The sequence below is a fragment of the Caballeronia sp. LP006 genome (genome assembly GCF_031450995.1).
In the GTDB taxonomy this organism is placed as follows: domain Bacteria; phylum Pseudomonadota; class Gammaproteobacteria; order Burkholderiales; family Burkholderiaceae; genus Caballeronia.
In genome coordinates, this window is sequence record NZ_JARTVW010000004.1 from 1 (window position 1) to 16,815 (window position 16,815).

The 16,815-nt window shown below is 62.9% G+C and carries 17 protein-coding genes; 10 read left to right on the forward strand and 7 right to left on the reverse strand.

The genetic code is table 11. From position 1 onward, the window contains the following. Window positions 1-859: manganese catalase family protein (locus tag P9250_RS10155; protein WP_310392802.1), on the reverse strand; the 859-nt coding region annotated here is incomplete at its 3' end. Between the two features lie 440 nt (window positions 860-1,299). Here P9250_RS10155 and P9250_RS10160 point away from each other — a divergent pair. Next, the gene (locus P9250_RS10160; RefSeq protein WP_310392804.1) at window positions 1,300-1,767 is read left to right on the forward strand and encodes a hypothetical protein; all 468 of its coding nucleotides are present in this window, start codon (window positions 1,300-1,302) and stop codon (window positions 1,765-1,767) included. Between the two features lie 81 nt (window positions 1,768-1,848). Here the strand turns inward: P9250_RS10160 and P9250_RS10165 are convergent, their stop codons facing one another. Both P9250_RS10165 and P9250_RS10170 read right to left on the reverse strand, forming a co-directional pair. Then, a complete protein-coding gene (locus P9250_RS10165) occupies window positions 1,849-2,301 on the reverse strand; it encodes a DUF3597 domain-containing protein (RefSeq protein WP_250493707.1) in 453 nt (150 codons plus the stop codon). A gap of 213 nt (window positions 2,302-2,514) precedes the next feature. Beyond that, window positions 2,515-3,369 carry a LysR family transcriptional regulator gene (locus P9250_RS10170; RefSeq protein ID WP_310392806.1) on the reverse strand — a complete coding sequence of 285 codons (855 nt, stop codon included), beginning with the start codon at window positions 3,367-3,369 and terminating at the stop codon, window positions 2,515-2,517. Between the two features lie 122 nt (window positions 3,370-3,491). Between P9250_RS10170 and P9250_RS10175 the strand changes: the two genes are divergently transcribed. Continuing rightward, window positions 3,492-4,373, forward strand: coding sequence for an NmrA family NAD(P)-binding protein (locus P9250_RS10175; RefSeq protein WP_310392808.1), 882 nt, complete (start codon window positions 3,492-3,494; stop codon window positions 4,371-4,373). Between the two features lie 9 nt (window positions 4,374-4,382). Here P9250_RS10175 and P9250_RS10180 read toward each other — a convergent pair whose 3' ends face one another. Both P9250_RS10180 and P9250_RS10185 read right to left on the reverse strand, forming a co-directional pair. Beyond that, window positions 4,383-4,976, reverse strand: coding sequence for a histidine phosphatase family protein (locus P9250_RS10180; protein ID WP_310392810.1), 594 nt, complete (start codon window positions 4,974-4,976; stop codon window positions 4,383-4,385). Between the two features lie 103 nt (window positions 4,977-5,079). Then, window positions 5,080-6,333, reverse strand: coding sequence for an MFS transporter (locus P9250_RS10185; RefSeq protein ID WP_310392811.1), 1,254 nt, complete (start codon window positions 6,331-6,333; stop codon window positions 5,080-5,082). Between the two features lie 155 nt (window positions 6,334-6,488). Here P9250_RS10185 and P9250_RS10190 point away from each other — a divergent pair, with 155 nt between their 5' ends. Further along, window positions 6,489-7,304, forward strand: coding sequence for an exodeoxyribonuclease III (locus P9250_RS10190; protein ID WP_244828748.1), 816 nt, complete (start codon window positions 6,489-6,491; stop codon window positions 7,302-7,304). A 6-nt stretch (window positions 7,305-7,310) separates the two neighbouring features. On the opposite strand, the gene P9250_RS10195 is transcribed toward P9250_RS10190, so the two are convergent. Together P9250_RS10195 and P9250_RS10200 are read right to left on the reverse strand one after the other, a co-directional pair. Next, the gene (locus P9250_RS10195) at window positions 7,311-7,859 is read right to left on the reverse strand and encodes a phasin family protein (RefSeq protein ID WP_310392814.1); all 549 of its coding nucleotides are present in this window, start codon (window positions 7,857-7,859) and stop codon (window positions 7,311-7,313) included. 153 nt (window positions 7,860-8,012) lie between these two features. After that, on the reverse strand, window positions 8,013-9,371 hold the full coding sequence (locus P9250_RS10200) for a nucleobase:cation symporter-2 family protein (RefSeq protein ID WP_310392816.1): 1,359 nt from the start codon (window positions 9,369-9,371) through the stop codon (window positions 8,013-8,015). A 275-nt stretch (window positions 9,372-9,646) separates the two neighbouring features. Here P9250_RS10200 and P9250_RS10205 point away from each other — a divergent pair, with 275 nt between their 5' ends. The 7 genes from P9250_RS10205 (at window position 9,647) to P9250_RS10235 (ending at window position 16,806) form a co-directional block, all read left to right on the forward strand. Then, the gene (locus P9250_RS10205; RefSeq protein ID WP_244828745.1) at window positions 9,647-9,994 is read left to right on the forward strand and encodes a response regulator; all 348 of its coding nucleotides are present in this window, start codon (window positions 9,647-9,649) and stop codon (window positions 9,992-9,994) included. A gap of 312 nt (window positions 9,995-10,306) precedes the next feature. Further along, window positions 10,307-11,239 (forward strand): STAS domain-containing protein, encoded by a 933-nt coding sequence (locus P9250_RS10210; protein ID WP_244828744.1) that lies wholly within the window; start codon window positions 10,307-10,309, stop codon window positions 11,237-11,239. Between the two features lie 59 nt (window positions 11,240-11,298). Then, on the forward strand, window positions 11,299-11,655 hold the full coding sequence (locus P9250_RS10215) for an STAS domain-containing protein (protein ID WP_244828743.1): 357 nt from the start codon (window positions 11,299-11,301) through the stop codon (window positions 11,653-11,655). A 21-nt stretch (window positions 11,656-11,676) separates the two neighbouring features. Then, on the forward strand, window positions 11,677-12,117 hold the full coding sequence (locus tag P9250_RS10220) for an anti-sigma regulatory factor (RefSeq protein ID WP_244828742.1): 441 nt from the start codon (window positions 11,677-11,679) through the stop codon (window positions 12,115-12,117). Next, entirely contained in the window at window positions 12,102-13,145 is a 1,044-nt protein-coding gene (locus P9250_RS10225) for an ATP-binding SpoIIE family protein phosphatase (RefSeq protein ID WP_250467494.1), read from the forward strand. The genes P9250_RS10220 and P9250_RS10225 overlap by 16 nt, the downstream gene beginning before the upstream one ends. Next, window positions 13,142-14,896, forward strand: a complete 1,755-nt coding sequence (locus P9250_RS10230) for an ATP-binding protein (protein ID WP_309848446.1) — start codon at window positions 13,142-13,144, stop codon at window positions 14,894-14,896. The genes P9250_RS10225 and P9250_RS10230 overlap by 4 nt, the downstream gene beginning before the upstream one ends. Beyond that, a complete protein-coding gene (locus P9250_RS10235; RefSeq protein ID WP_310392819.1) occupies window positions 14,893-16,806 on the forward strand; it encodes a response regulator in 1,914 nt (637 codons plus the stop codon). Before P9250_RS10230 ends, P9250_RS10235 begins: the two co-directional genes overlap by 4 nt. Window positions 16,807-16,815: the final 9 nt, after the last annotated feature.

The window sequence follows — 16,815 nt, forward strand, 5'->3', positions numbered from 1 at the left end:
TGCCGGAGCCGAGATCGGCGCCGGTGGTCGGGTCGCTCGACGGGTCCGATGCGGTACGCGTAGCCATTGCCTGCAACGCATCCACCTCTTCCTTCGATACGCCGACGGTGGCCGTGCCATCGCCGCCATCGACTGCGGGTTGTGGATCTTCGACGAACTTCCAGTCGCCGCCTTCATTCCACGAACCGCGCGCGTCATCGCCCTTCGACATATTGAAGTACACGCTCGTGAATTCCGGCTGACCGGGCAGCTTGCCTTGCGGGAAATTCGGCTGAATGGAATGCAGCGCCTTTTCGAAGGACTTCTGATGCGCGATTTCACGCGTCATCAAAAAGCCGAGCGCTTCCTTGATGCCCGGATCGTCGGTCACGTTGATAAGGCGTTCATAGACGATCTTCGCACGTGCTTCCGCCGCGATATTCGAGCGCAGGTCGGCAGTCGGTTCGCCGATCGTATCGATATAAGCTGCGGTCCAAGGCACACCGGCCGAGTTCGTAAGCGCCGGTCCGCCGCCATAGAGCAGAGCGGTCGTGTGCGAGTCGTTACCGTGACCGGTCATCGAGCGATACAGCTCGGCTTCGGTCTGCACGGCTTCGGCGAGTTGGCCCTTTGCGCCCTTGTTGAGCATGGCCACGATCGAGCCGATGATTTCCAAATGGCTCAGTTCTTCGGTGGCGATATCGAACAGCAGGTCCTTGCGGCCCGGATCGTCTTCCGATACAGCTTGCGTGAAGTAACGGCATGCCGCCGCCAGTTCGCCTTGCGGCCCGCCGAACTGCTCTAGCAGAAGATTGGCAAGACCAGGATTCGGCGCAGCTACGCGAACGGTGTATTGCAGACGCTTATTGTGAACGAACATATCAGCCACTCCTTTGTAACAGCGAGCGCCATCCTGCAGCGGACGAGCGCACGCATTCGGTTTTAGATGAGTTGTTGATCTCGCGGCGACCGAGAGGACGTTGTTGCGTCACTTGCGGTCATCTTGCTGCGAGCCTCAGCGCATGGTTCGCGCTGGCTGAACGGCCGGGGACAGGGCCGAGTTGAGTCGTTGAATGGGGAACCGAGTTCATGCAGCCGCGTGGACTGGCATGGCGTCGGCTTGTAAGTACTACAGCAACCGCCGTGCCATTGAATCCGTCATGCAGCTTTTTCCTCTAGCGTTCAGCGAGAAGCACCGATCGTTCGAGAAGTATCTGGACGTTCGCAATCGGTGTGCCGCGACCCGGTTGTAACCGGAACTTACGGCACGCGGAATAGCCTTTGCTCTTGGCTAACGACTCTCAAAGCTCAAAGGAAAGTATGCATTCCAGATTAATCGAAACCTTGTCGCGCGCGATGTTCTCCGGCGCAAGCGCGGGTGTGGCGTCGGCGCTTGTCGCAGCGGCGGGCGCGTCGAAATCCGGGCATCGTCCTTATTCGGCGATGAACGCTGTCGCGCATTGCATCTGGCCCGAACAGGCGCCAAAGGAGGAGGCGCCCAGCGTTCGATTTACCGCCGTCGGTTCTGGCATCCATCTGGGCAGCGCGGTTTTTTGGGGCGTGCTATTCGAAACGCTGTGCACTTCGCGTGCGCGTCCGCGTGATGTCGTTGCTGCCGCGATTGCAACGTCAGTCACTGCTTATGTCGTGGATTTCCATGTCGTCCCTAAACGCTTCACGCCGGGATACGAAGCGCGTTTGAGCAAGCGCGCCTTGGCATCGACTTACGTGGCACTGGGTGCGGGGTTTGCCATGGTGGCGTTGGCGCGCATGGGGCGATCGCGCTAAAGGATGTGAGGTGCGGTCCGTGATGCGTCATACCAAATGAGTCGCGACGCCAGGGCAACGCCGCGACGATTTACAGCGTGGTCAGTCTTGCAAATCCGCCGGCACCTTGCCTCCGTTTTCCGCCAGCTTCTTCATGACTTGCTTATGAAGCCAGATGTTCATGGACGCGGAATCGTCGGTGCTGCCGGTGTAGTGCAACTCGGCGGCAAGCGACTTGCGCGCATCCAGGCTGCTGTCGAGATCGAGCAACTTAAGCAAGTCGACAATCGAAGTGCGCCAGTTCAGGGTCGCACCGCTTTGCTGCTGCTTCTGCGTGAGGATTGCTTCGACATCCACTTCGGGCATCGGCGTGACCGGCGGGCGCGCGGGTTCGGCGCTTGCCGTGCCTGCGGGCGTGCTCGTCGGCGTGCCCGATGCCGTCGGTGTCGCCGGCGCTGCGCCCGGTGAAGCGGGCGGAGTAGCGGCGCCGGATGCGCTCGCGGCCGGATGATCGTGCGGGAAAATCTTGTTCAGGATGCTTGAAAAGATGCTCATGGTTCCTCCGTTGGTTTCATTGGTGTTTTGCGATGAAGCCTGTCATTTCTTCACCGGCCGTCGGACAAGGACGCATAAAGCAAGCCTGCTTCCGACAGACTCGTACGTCATGGTGAGCGAACCATCGGACAGATAGGCTCGAAGGGTAGTTGTCGATGCTAATCTGATCGCCAGCCCACTCGCAGCCGTCGACGCTCAAACAGCCTACGTTCATCACTCCGGCTTTCCGAGCACATCCAGAAAAGCCCGCACCTTCGCACTCAACAAACGACGTGAGCTATACAGCGCCCAGATCGCGACGGCCGGACCCGCATCCTCCCCCAACGCGACCAGCCTGCCCGCAGCCACATCCGGCGCAACGAGCAACCCAGGCAGAAGCGCGGCGCCCGCACCATCCAGCACGGCTTCGCGTATCAATAAGAGCGACGACATACGCAACACCGTTCGTGCTTCGATGGTGCGTGACTTGCCATTGGCGGTACGAATTTGCCAAGGCGTGTCGTTTGCGGTGGAAAGCGTGATCGCAGGCAGCGACGAGGGAAGTTCATCGCTGTCGATAAGCGAAGGCGCAGCAACCAGCACGCGCCGGTCGGTCGCGATCTGGCGGCCCATGAGTAGTACGTCGGCCGCCGGATTCACGCGTATCACGAGGTCATAAGCGTCTTGCACGGGATCGACCAGACGGTCCTCGGCGACGAGCTCCAGTTCGACTTCGGGATAAGCAAGCGCGAACCGGGCAGCCACACGCGCAAGCACCGCATGTGTGAACACGACGGGCCCGCTTACGCGCAGCTTGCCGCGTGGCACGGGCGCACGCGAGGCGATCGATTCGCCGAGATCGGCGATATCCGCGAGCAGTCCGTGCGTTCCCTGATGCAGCGCCTGACCGTCCTCCGTGAGCCGCAACGTGCCCGAGCCGCGCTCGATCAGCCGCACACCGAGCTCCTGTTCGAGTTCGGCGACACGTCGCGAAAGCGTGGCTTTCGGCCGGTCGAGCTTGCGCGCGGCGGCCGCGAAACCGCCATATTGGGCGACGGCGTTGAAATCGGCGAGAGCGATCAGGTTCATGGCGTTCCATCCGTGAGACGGGGCGTCTTGTTTTAAGGGCTTCCGACTCGAAAGCGGAACGCCTATCGTATCAACACCGGGCCTCTTGACGGCCCGATCAACTCGAAAACTGGAGAATCAACATGGCTATTCTCGTTACAGGAAGCACGGGCGTGATCGGCACGCAGGTCATCGAACAACTCGCGCGGCTGGATGGCGGCGTCGAGGTGAGGGCGCTGACGCGCAAGCCCGCGGACGCGAAGTTTCCGGCGCACGTCAAGCCGGTGCAGGGCGATCTCAGCGGCCTCTCTTCGTTTGCAGCGGCGCTTGCCGATATCGACACGCTGTTCCTGCTCGCGCCGAACGCTGCCGACGAACTCACGCAGGCCCTGCAGGCTTTGAGCCTTGCGCGCGAGGCGGGCGTGAAGGGCATCGTCTATTTGTCGGTATTCAAGGGCGACGAATATGCGGATGTGCCGCACTTCACGAGCAAGCACACCGTGGAGCGCATGATCGAGCGTGAGGCGCTGCCCGTCACCGTGCTGCGTCCGGCGTATTTCATGCAGAACGACGTGCGCCAGAAAGAGCCGCTGCTGAACGCGGGAATCTTCGGCATGCCTATCGGCGATAAAGGGATTTCGATGGTCGATGTGCGCGATATCGGTGAGGCGGCCGCGCGCGAATTGCTCAGACGCGAACACGCAACCGACGCGCTGCCCGCCGAAACGTACGACCTCGTCGGACCGGAGGCGATCACTGGGACGAGCGTCGCGGCTATCTGGACCGAAGCCTTGCAGCGCCCCATTCGTTACGCGGGCGACGACCTCGCTCCTTTGCAGGCAAGCCTCAAGTCGGCGCCCGAATGGCTCGCGTACGACATGCAACTCATGATGCGTCGCTATCAGCGGGAAGGCGCGGTGGCAACGGCCGCGCAAATCGAGCGCCTGAGCGCGCTGTTGCAGAGGCCGCCGCGGTCGTATCGCGATTTTGCGCGGGAGACGGCGAGCGGCTGGCTCGACGCTTGAGCGGACGGTTCAGGCGCGCAGATTCCACTTGATGATCGCGCGGGTGTCGCGCTCGAAGCCGAGCACGCTCATCGACGCGGTATCGAGCACGAAATGCGCGCCGAACGTGGCCGTGCCGGTGACCCACTGCGCCGCGAGCACGCGCAGAAAGTGCGCGTGCGAAAAGATGGCGATATGCGTCTTGCCGGAGCCAGTCAGCCGGTCGATCACGGATTGCGCGCGGCGTCCGATATCGGCGGCAATTTCGCCTTGGGGCATGGGGGAAGTCCAGACCGACCAGTCGGGAATTTCCTGGCGGATATCCACGGTCTTCCTGCCTTCGTAGATGCCGTAGTCCCATTCGTGCAGCGACGGCTCGACCTCGGCTTGATCGCCGAGACCCGCGAGCTTGCAGGTCTCCCGCGCGCGGCTCATTGGACTCGTGAGCACGAGATCGAACGACTGGGCGGCGAGCACGGGTGCGAGCGCCGATGCCTGCTTGCGGCCTTCGTCGGTCAAGGGGATATCGGTCGAACCGGTGTGCTGGCCCGACTTGCTCCATTCGGTTTCGCCATGCCGGATCAGCCAGATATGCATGCTGTCGTGGGGTTTGGAATCGGCCATGATGTGGGTAGAGTGGTTCGCGCACACGCGCGGCGTGGCTTGCATGGTAAGGGTTATGGGAGCGTTTGTCAGAGGCGGTGCGAAAGAAGGTGCCGCATGACTATCACGGCGCGGCATCCGAGCTCGTGCTGCCGTTCCTGCGCAAAAACACCCACGCATTAAACCCCGCCCCCATGAACATCAACACGCTCGTCATCGCGAACACCGAATGCATGCCCACGTGCGCCGCGATGAAGCCGCCCGCGAGCGGCCCCGTCACCTGTCCGATGTATTGGGCCGAAGTCGCATAGCCGAGGATATAACCCGCCGCGCTGTCCGGCACGCTATGACGCACCACGCTAGTGATGGCGGGCAAAAGACCGCCGAGCGCAAGCCCCATTAGAAAGCGCAGCACGACGAGCTGCGTGCCGGTCGTGACGAAGATCTGTGGAATCAGCAGCACGCCGCATAACCCGAGACACGCGACGATCACCTTCGTCGCGCCGATGCGGTCCGCCAGCCGCCCGACGCGAGGCGCGGCGAGCACGCTACCCAGCGCGGCGGCGGACATCACGAGGCCCGCGACCAGCGTCACGTTCTTCTGGTCCTGCACCAGTTGCGACACGTACACGGTGATGATCGGTTCGATCGACATGTTGGCGAACATCAGCAGCATGGCGCTCGCGAGCATCGCGATGACGGGCGTAAGCTTCGGCACGTCGCGCCAGCCGCTGCTGCGCGCGCGGGCCGGCGAACCCTTCGCGCCATCGGGCACACGGCGCTCTTCCTTCACGAAGAGCGTCGTCATGATGAACGAGCAGAAAATAAGGCCGCCTGCAAGAAAGAAGGTCGAACGGATGCCGATCAGCCCAGGCAGCAGCCCGCCCACGAGCGGGCCGACGAGATTGCCCGCCATCATTCCCGACGCGTGCGTGCCGAGCGCCCACGCGGTGCGGTGCCGTGGCGTCTGCGTCGCGATCATCACGATGGCGCCGCTCGCATAGCCGCCGACGAGTCCCGCGAGAAAGCGGATCGCCACCAGTTGCCAGACCGTCTGCACGACACCGAGCAGCGACATGGTGATCGCCATGCCGAGACTCGCGCGGATCAAAATCGGCTTGCGGCCATATCGGTCGGCAAGACGCCCCCACAAAGGCGCGACGAGACCCGCTGCCAGAAAGGTCGCGCCGAACGCGACGCCCGACCATTGCACCGCGCTCTCCACGGAGGCCGCGCCTAACTGCTGCACGTAAAGCGGCAAAAAGGGCAGGAGGAGCGTCATCGCCATGATGGTGGTGAACGAACCGAACACGCAGACATAGAGATTGCGTTGCCAGTGCAGCGAGCCATCGGCGTGCGGCGGAACAGTAGCGGACATGTGGATGCGGACAGGAGAGTGAAGTCGAGTTCCCGTGAATGTCGCAGATTTCATGGCGATGCGCTTGGCCACGACGACGCGGCATGCATCGTGCAACGGCCCTGGGCGCGTTACGATGAACGCGCCACGAGTCCACGACCGATGGAGAACGCCGAGTGAAGATCGCGACTTTCAACATCAACGGCATCCGCCCGCGCCTGTCCGCCCTGCTCGGGTGGCTCGAACGCGAGGAGCCGGATATCGTCTGTCTGCAGGAGCTGAAAGCAACCGATGCGCAGTTTCCCGCCGCCGATATCGAGAAAGCGGGCTACGGCGCGCTGTGGCACGGTCAGGCATCGTGGAACGGCGTCGCCATTCTCGCCAAGGGCGCGGAACCGATCCTCAGCCGGCGCGGATTGCCAGGTGGCGAAGACGACACACATAGCCGCTACATCGAGGCCGCAGTCAATGGTTTGCTGATCGGATGTCTTTATCTTCCGAACGGCAACCCGCAGCCCGGCCCGAAGTTCGACTACAAGCTCGCGTGGTTCGAGCGCCTCAACGCGCACGCGGCCGCTTTGTTGAAGAGTGGCCATCCTGTCGTGCTCGCGGGCGATTACAACGTCATTCCCACCGACGAGGATATTTACAACACGCGCTCATGGAAAAAGGATGCGCTGTTGCAGCCCGAGAGTCGCGCGGCTTACGAGAAGCTGCTGGCGCAAGGTTGGACCGATGCATTGCGCAAGCATTATCCGAATGAGCGTATCTATACGTTCTGGGATTATTTTCGGCAGCATTGGCAGACGAACTCGGGCTTGCGCATCGATCATCTCTTGCTGAGCAAGGACCTCGCGCCGAAGCTGAAAGATGCGGGCGTCGACACGTGGGTGCGTGGCGAGCCGCATGCAAGCGATCATGCGCCAACGTGGATCGTGCTGAAGGAAGGGCGCGGCGGCGCACGCCCCAAGAAGAAGGCGGCGGATGCTTGAGGCGCGTCAGCTCGATCTTTTCGATGCCGCGCGTGTTGCCTTCGTGACAGCGGTTTGCGCGCTCTGTGTGATCTCGCCGCTCGCATCGAGAATGACGCCGCTGGTTTGCTCCGCGGCTGTAGTCGCGGTGTCGGCGAGATCGGTGATGACAGCGCCCGTGGACTGCGCGGCTTCGGTGGCGTCGGTCGTGGCGGTATCGAAGAGACCCTTCAGTTTGATGCCGTTTTGCTCATACTGACTGCGCACTTCGCCGACGACGTCAGCTTCCGTCGACGTGATGATCGACAACACATGCTGTCCGTACGATGCCGCTTTCTGCGGGAACTGCGCGAGCATGATCGACTGCCAGCCGAAGACATCGCCGGCGCTGGCTTCATCGCCCGCTTTCAGAAGCGCGTTGCTTTCCTCGACCATTTTATTGACGGTCTGCACGTTGAGTTCGGCGAGCGCCTGCATGGTGCTCGCGAATCGGCCGCTGATAGTGAGAAACGCCTGGAGATTGGCGCGAGCAAGCGATGGCATCTGGTAGGCGAATTGACCGGGGTATTGGAACATTTGGCGCTCCTTGTGGGATTGGGTATGTTCGCGGCGCTCGTGCCGCATGCGATCAATGAGACGTGACGGTGTAGCGCCGGTTCCCTCGATCCCGCGCGAAATTTTGCTGACACTCGTGCTTATGCGACAACGCGAAGAAGTGTCGCTGAACCGTCACTCCTCCCCCTGCCTCAAACTCAACGGCATTTCCCCCGCAATCTCGCGCTCGACATCCGCCGCCGCTCTGCCGCGATTGAAGAACGCATTGAGCAGGATCGCAAACACGGCAGCAAGCGTGATGCCGCTGTGCGTCAACGGCCCGGCCCACGCCGGCATGTGCGCAAAGAACGTCGGCGCGACGAGCGGAATCACGCCCACGCCCAGACTGATCGCGATGATCAGCAAGTTGTTCTTGCTCTCGTAATCGACCTTGCCGAGTATCTTCACGCCCGTGGCCGCGACCATGCCGAACATCGCGATTCCCGCGCCGCCCAACACGACCACGGGAATCGATGCGATCAAATTCGACAGCTTCGGCAAGAGCCCGAGCAATATCAGGATCACGCCCGATACCGCGACCACCCAGCGGCTCTTCACGCCCGTAATTCCGACGAGTCCGATGTTCTGCGAAAACGAGCTATGCGGAAACGTATTGAAGATGCCGCCGATCACCGTGCCGAGGCCATCGGTGCGTAAGCCACGCGTCGCGTCGCCGCGCAATACCGGCCGCCCCGCGAGATCGCCCAGCGCGAGAAACATGCCGAGCGATTCCACCATGATGACGACCATCACGAGACACAGCGACGCAATCGCCGCGATATCGAAAGTCGGCCAGCCGAAAGCGAACGGCCGCACCGGAGAAAACCATGCCGCTTGAGCGGTGCCCGAGACATCGACGAGTCCGAGCGCCAACGCGACCGCGAAGCCAATCGCCATGCCGAGCAGCACGGAGATATTCGCGAGAAAGCCGCGCAGATACTTGTTGATGACGAGAATCGCCAGCAGCACGATGCCCGCGATCATCAAGTTCTTCGGATCGCCGAAATTAGGCGCGCCGCGCCCGCCGCCCGCCCAGTTGATCGCCACCGGAAAGAGCGTCATGCCTATGGTCAGGATGATCGTGCCCGTGACGATAGGCGGAAAGAAGCGCATCAGCCGCCCGAAAAATGGCGCGATGAGTATGGCGAACACGCCCGCCGCGATGGTCGCGCCGAAGATGGCGGTGAGCCCCGCGCCCGACGAAGCCATGGCGACCATCGGCCCGACCGGCGCGAAACTCACGCCCATGATGACCGGCAAGCGAATGCCGAATTTCCATACGCCGATGCACTGCACCAACGTCACGATCCCGCACGCGAAGAGGTCCGAGCTGATGAGAAACGCGACCTGATCCTTCGGCAGCTTGAGCGCCGCGCCAATGATGAGCGGCACCGCAATCGCGCCCGCATACATCACGAGCACGTGCTGTATGCCCACTGCAAGCATGGCGGGCAAGGGCAGCACTTCATCGACGGGATGGATCGTGTGGGCCATGTGTGCTCCGCAAGTTTCATGGTTGTCCTGCTCCGGGCGAGTATTGCACCGGCACGCTCCTGGAAAAATATTCGCGCCGCTATAGATGGCATGCAATGGCGCATCGACGCGCCGACTCAAGCGGCGAACGGCCAAACCTTCGCCGCTTTCGGTACGAATGTGCTGGCGCCAGAGTGGATGGACTACACTCTTTCTCGCGCGCGGCGTCATGGGTTGCTTGGAGTTTTTTTGCTTGCCGCTGGCGCATCGTTTCGGTCGTACCGGAGCCAGTCACGATGAACCTGTTGCTCGTCGACGATAATGAAGCCTGCATCGAGACTCTCGCCGATATCGCGACGAGTCTCGGGCACACCGCTGCCATTGCGTACGACGGCGCCGGTTGTCTGGCGCTCACGAGTCACACACGTTTCGACCGCATCTTTCTCGACATTTCCCTGCCCGACGCCGACGGCCGCGACATCTGCAGCCGAATTCGCGCCGCCGGTCTTTCGCGCGACGCCCGCATCATCGCAATGACGGGTCACTCCGATTTCGTCGATGGCAGCGGCGAAACGGAATTCGACGGTTATCTCCTCAAGCCCATCAGCCTCCAGGCGCTGGAACTGTTCCTGCTGACACGCTGATTTGGTCTGATTGCATGGGATAGTTTTGACCGGCTTCTGTCCATCCCGGATCGAACGACCGGAAGCAATTGCCGATCGCTTGCGAATCGCTTTATCGAGCTAGCGAAAATGCGCGGAAGGCACGCGCCAAAAGGCTTCGCAGACTGTCGATTTTTGAGACGACGTGCTACATTCCGAGCGCCTTTGCGTTGCTTTCGGTCATTCGCAGTTCTGCGTGGCCGATCGTTGCAGCGCAAAAGCGCTTTCGCCCGGCGCGGCTCGCCAGTCATCCTACGGACGCGCGCATAAAAACATTCGCACAGGAATCTCGGCATGGATATGGTCGGCGGAACTCGGCTAGCCCAATTGTTCAACAGCAACCAGGCGGGACTGCTCGCCGAGTGGATCACGCAGCAGCATGCAATCGCATCGCGGCGCGGACTGGTCGGCGAAGCGGAGTTGCGCAATCAGTTCGGGCAGTTCGTCGAACTCATGGTGGCCGCGCTCGGCGCAAGCGACACGGTCGACTTCGAATCGAGCGCGTGGCAGGAAGTGCGCGCATTTCTCGCCGATATGTCCGGCCAACGCGCGCGTCAGGGTTTCTCGCCGGTCGAAACCGCGATGTTCGTGTTCTCGCTGAAGCAGCCGCTGTTCGCGCGTCTGCGCGCATCGCTCGAAGGCGAGCCCGCGACGCTTGCCGATCTCACCTGGACCATCAGCACACTCTTCGACGCGCTCGGGCTCTACACCACCGAAGTGTTCCAGGCGAGCCGTGAGCAAGTGATCGTACGTCAGCAACAAGAGTTGCTCGAACTGTCCACGCCTGTCGTGCAACTGTGGGACGGCATCCTCGCGTTGCCGCTCATCGGCACGCTGGATTCGGCGCGCACGCAGGTGGTCATGGAAAACCTGCTGCAGAAGATCGTCGAGACGGGAGCCGCCATCTCGATCATCGACATCACGGGCGTGCCGACCGTCGATACGCTCGTCGCGCAGCATCTGCTGAAGACCGTGGCGGCGGCGCGTTTGATGGGCGCGGACTGCATCATCAGCGGGATTCGGCCGCAGATTGCGCAGACCATCGTACATCTGGGCGTGAACCTGTCCAACGTCACGACGAAGGCGACGCTCGCGGCGGCGTTCGTGGTCGCGCTGCAGCGCACGGGCAAGTCGCTCTCCGTCGAAAACACGCAGCGCGGGGGCAAGAGCGGCGCATCCGGCACAGCAGGCCCGGCGGGTTCGTACGACGCGCTGCAAGCCGAATGACGGCGCGCGTCGACAACCGCCACGCACAACGCGATTAGAAAGACCGAACGGGGCCAGCGATGGAACGCATTCCGATTCTCACGATGGGCAAGCTGCTGCTCGTCACCATTCAAGTGGACATGCACGACCGTCTTGCGCTCACGCTGCAGGACGATCTGACGAGCCGTATCGTGAAAGATGGCGCGCGCGGCGTGCTGATCGACATTTCTTCACTCGACGTGGTCGATTCGTTCATCGGCCGCATGATCGGCAACACGGCGGCCATGGCGCGCGTGCTCGATGCGCAGACGGTGGTCGTCGGCATGCAGCCATCGGTTGCGATCACGCTCGTGGAACTCGGGCTCGCGCTGCCGGGCGTGCGCACCGCGCTGAACGTCGAGAAGGGCATGGCGCTGCTCAATCAGAGCATCTACTGACGGCCGCATGTGACGCCTTCCATGACGACCTTCACTTCATCAGCCGCGCAAGCCGCCTCGACGTCGCCCATCACGCTGCCGATCCGCTCCGACGAGCAGATCGTGCGCTTGCGCCAGCTCGTGCGCGAAAAAGCCGTCGCGCAGGGCTTGTCGCTCATCGATCAGACCAAGTTCGTGACGGCCGCAAGCGAGCTGGCACGCAACACGCTCATCTACGGTGGCGGCGGCGACGTGCATTGCTTACTCGTCGAGCGCAATGGGCGCCGTGGCCTCAAACTCGAATTCGTCGATCAGGGGCCCGGTATTCCGGATATCGCCCGCGCGCTGTCCGACGGCTTCACCTCGGGTCATGGTCTCGGGCTTGGTCTGGGCGGCGCAAAGCGCCTGTGCGACGAGTTCGAGATTCGCTCGGCGCCGGGCGAGGGCACTTACGTTTCGATCACCAAATGGAAACCGTTTTGAAGGAATCGATGGCCGCGCAGCAGCGCTTCGAAATCGCGGAGGCGAGTCAGATCGCCTTTGCCCGGCGCGCTATCGGCGAACTCGCGCGCGGCCTCGGTTTCAACGAGACGGTCGCGGGAAAACTGGCGATCGTCGTGACCGAATGCAGCACCAATCTGCTGAAGCATGCCGAGCGCGGCGAGTTGCTGGTGCGGCCGCTCGAAGATAGCGGGCGTTACGGCATCGAAGTACTGTGCATCGACAGCGGACCGGGAATCGCGGATCTTTACCGGTGCTTCGAGGACGGTTACACGACCGCCGGCAGCCCGGGCAACGGCATGGGCGCGATCAAACGTCTGTCCGACGAACTCGACATCTGGAGCCAGCCGGGACAAGGCACGGTGCTGCGCACGGTGTTCTGGAGCGGCGAAGCCAACCATGCGGCACCGGCGCGCGTGACGTATGGCGTAGTCAATCTGCCGCTCGAAACCGAAACCGTTTCCGGCGATGCCTGGTCCTGCCACATGGGCGAGAACGACTTCACCGTGCTCGTCGCCGATGGCCTCGGGCACGGTCCGCTTGCCAATCTCGCGGCAATCGAAGCGGCGAAAATTCTGGGCACGGACGGCGACGCATCGCTCGAACGCATCATGGAACTGGCCAACGGCGCGCTGCGCACCACTCGCGGCGCGGCAGTGGGCATCGCGCGCGTGCCGTTCGCCAGTGACTCGGCGGCAGTCGCGTTTGCGGGCATCGGCAATATTTCGGCGAGTGTGTGGTCGCTCGACACGCACAAGCATCTGGTCTCGCACAGCGGCATTGTCGGGCACGCGGCGCGGCGTGCGCAGCAATTCGCGACGCCTTATCCCGCGCACGCGCTCATCGTGCTGCATTCGGACGGGCTTACGTCGCGCTGGGATCTCGCGCGTTATCCGGGTTTGAATCTGCGCCATCCTTCGCTAGTTGCGGCGCTTTTGTATCGCGATTTCACGCGCGGCCGCGACGACGTCACGGTTTTTGTCGCGCGTATGGGCGTGCGTGCGCCATGACGACGCGCCTCTATTCGATGCGGCTCGAAAGCGAGCACGATATCGTCGCGGCGCGGCGCAAGTCGCGCGATGCGAGCGCGGGACTCGGTTTTTCGTCGCAGGATCAGACGCGCATCGCGACTTCGGTGCTGGAAGCGGCGCGCACGGTGCTGCTCGCGGGCACGTCCGCACGCGCCGATTTTCTCGTCGATACGGACACGCGGCCGGCCCGCTTCGTCGTGCGCTTTTTTGCAAGCGCCGGTGCGGGCGAGCGTCTGCGCGCGGTCAGAACCGACGATTCGCAAGCCGCGCTCGGCCTGCTCGCGGCACAGCGATTGATGGACGAATGCGCCATCGCCGAGGAAGCCGACGGCGGCACGTCTATCTCGCTCGCGAAGGCGCTGCCGGACAACGCGCCCTTCGATGCAACGTCGGCCCGCTCGGTCGCCGACACGCTCTCCGCTTCCACGGACGTCGATTCCACCGCTGAATTGCAGCGTCAGAACCGCGAATTGATCGGCGCGCTGGCCGACTTGCGCGAGCGTCAGGAAGAACTCACGCATCTCACGCGCGAACTCGAAGATACGAATCGCGGCGTGGTGGCGCTTTATGCCGAACTGGATGCACGCGCCGATCATCTGCGTCGCGCGGACGAGTCCAAGTCGCGCTTTTTGTCGAACATGAGTCACGAGTTCCGCACGCCGCTTTCGTCGATCCGTGCGTTGTCCAAGCTCTTGCTCGAACGTATCGACGGCGAGCTGACCGAGGAGCAGGAAAAGCAGGTGCGCTTCATTCGCCGGGCGGCGGAAGACTTGTCCGAAACGGTCGATGACCTGCTCGACCTCGCCAAGATCGAAGCGGGCAAGATCGACGTGCGCCCCGTCGAATTCGAAGTCGATACGCTTTTTTCCGCGCTGCGCGGCATGCTGCGGCCGCTTTCACCGGGTGGCGCGGTCGACTTGATTTTCGATTCGTGCGTGGGCCTGCCGCCCATTCGCACCGACGAAGCGAAGGTCGCGCAAGTGCTGCGAAACTTCGTGTCGAACGCGCTCAAGTTCACGGAGCGCGGCGAAGTGCGCGTAAGCGCGAGTTACGACGAAGCGCGGCGGCTGATCACGTTCGCGGTCGCCGACACGGGCATCGGCATCGCGGCCGAACATCAGCACGTGGTGTTCGAGGAATTCGGCCAGGTCGAGAACCGGCTGCAGCAATACGTCAAAGGCACGGGGCTCGGTTTGCCGCTGTGCCGCAAGCTCTGCAAGCTGCTTGGCGGCGATGTGTCGCTCACGAGCGAACCGGGGCGCGGCTCGACCTTCAGCGCGACCATGCCCGCTTATTACGGCGACGAACACGACATCGCGCATACCGAACATTCCGCCGCCGACGACCCTCGTCCGATGGTGCTCGTCGTCGCGAGCAATCCGATCGAGCGACTCGATTGCGAAGCGGCCTTGCGGCAGTCGCCGTATCGCGCGATGACGGCCGCGACGCTCGACGAAGCGACCCGCGCGCTTACTCGCACACCGCCCGCCGCGCTTTTGTTGACCGTGCGGCCCGCGCCGGTCGAAGCGTGGACGTGGCTCGCCGCGTTGCGCGCGCAGGCGGCCATGCGCAACCTGCCGATCGTCGTGCTCGGCGAGGCCGAGGACCGTGGCGAGGCGGAAGCGTTGGGCGCGGCGGCGTTCATCGGCAAACCGGTGGCGGGCAGTGAACTCGCGAGTGTGCTCGCGGCGGTGACGGACGCGCACCGCGCTTACGGAACAGAGTCATGACGAGCGACTGGAGCGAGGTGCTGATCCTCAACGTCGACGACAACGACGGCGCGCGCTATGCGAAAACGCGCATTCTGTCGCGCGCGGGGTTCAATGTCATCGAAGCCGCTACCGGCACGACGGCGCTCGAACGCGTGCGCGCCGAATCGCCCGACCTCGTTTTGCTCGACGTGAAACTGCCCGATATCAACGGGCTCGAAGTGTGCCGGCTCATCAAGGCTTCGCCGGAGACGGCGGGCACGCTCGTGCTGCAGACATCGGCGGCGGCCGTGCATAGCCTCGATCGCATTCGCGGTCTGGAAGGCGGCGCGGACAGTTACCTCACTGAACCCGTCGAGCCCGCCGAATTGATCGCGCATGTGCGTGCGTTGTTGCGCGTGCGGCTTGCGGAAAGCGCGTTGCGGGAAAGCGAGGAGCGGTTTCGTCAGCTTGCCGAGAATATCGACGACATTTTCTGGATGCTCGATCCCGCGACCAATCAGTTGCTCTACGTGAGCCCCGCTTACGCGCGCCTGTGGGATACGCGCGAGGGTGCGCCGCTGCCGACGCCGGGCGTGGATCACTGGTCCAACGAAGTGCATCCGCTCGACCGCGAGCATGTGGGCGCGGCGTACCGGGAACTGGCGGCGCACGGCACGCCTTATCAGGAAGAGTTTCGCGTCACGGGTGCCGAGGGCGGTCCGCGCTGGATGGCCGAGCGCGCGTTCCCGATACGCGGCGTGGGCGGACGGCCGGATCGCATCGCGGGCGTCGTCAACGATATTTCCGAGCGCAAGGCCGCGGAAATGCTGCTGCGCGACGCCGATCGCCGTAAGGACGAATTCCTTGCGATGCTCGCGCACGAGTTGCGCAATCCGCTCGCGCCAATACAAAACGCCGTCGATTTGCTCGATCCGAAGCGCAAGCCTTCGCCGCAGCACTTTGAAACGGTGCGTACGATCATCGACCGTCAGGTGCGGCATTTGAGCCGTCTTGTCGACGATCTGCTCGATGTCGCGCGCATCACGCAAGGCAAGATCACGCTGCGTCAGGAAGCGGTGGATGTGGCAATGGCAATCGAAGCGGCCATCGAAACCGCGCAGCCCGCGCTGCAGAGAAAACGCCATACGCTCACGACCAAGCTCGGCGATTTGCCGCTATTCATCGTGGGCGATAGCGTGCGGATTGCGCAGGTGTTCGGCAACCTGTTGTCGAATGCATCGAAGTACAGCGTCGAGGAAGGCGAGATCGAGATCGAGACGGCGCGGGTCGGCGACCAGGCGCGCATCAGCGTGCGCGACAAGGGCATCGGAATTGCCGCCGACATGCTGCCGCATATCTTCGATTTGTTCGTGCAGTCGGAGACATCGCTGGAGCGTTCGGAAGGCGGGCTCGGCATCGGCTTGCCGCTTGCGAGGACGCTCGTCGAGTTGCAGGGCGGACGTATCGAAGCGTATTCGGCGGGACTGCAACAGGGCAGCGAGTTCGTCGTGTGGTTGCCGCTTGCGTGTGGACCGCAGGCGGTGCCGGTTCCGCGTGTCGAGATCGCGCCGGGATCGAGCGGCGGCAGACGCGTGCTGCTCGTGGATGACAGCGTGGACGCGGCAACCGCCATGGGTCTTCTGCTCGAAGCCGATGGCTACGATGTGCGCGTCGTCCACGATGCGACGGCTGCGCTCGAAATCAGCGAGACATTCGCGCCGCAGATCGTGCTGCTGGATATCGGCTTACCGGGGATGGATGGATTTCGCCTCGCCTGCGAGATGCGCAAGCGTGCGGCGACCGCGGATGCGCTCTTGATCGCGGTGACGGGTTATGGACAGGCGCATGACCGGCAACGGTCGAAGGAAGCCGGGTTCGATCATCATCTCGTGAAGCCGGTGGCGTTCGAGGAAATTCAGAAGGCGGTGGCGGGGCGGTTTGGGGCTTGAACGCCTGCC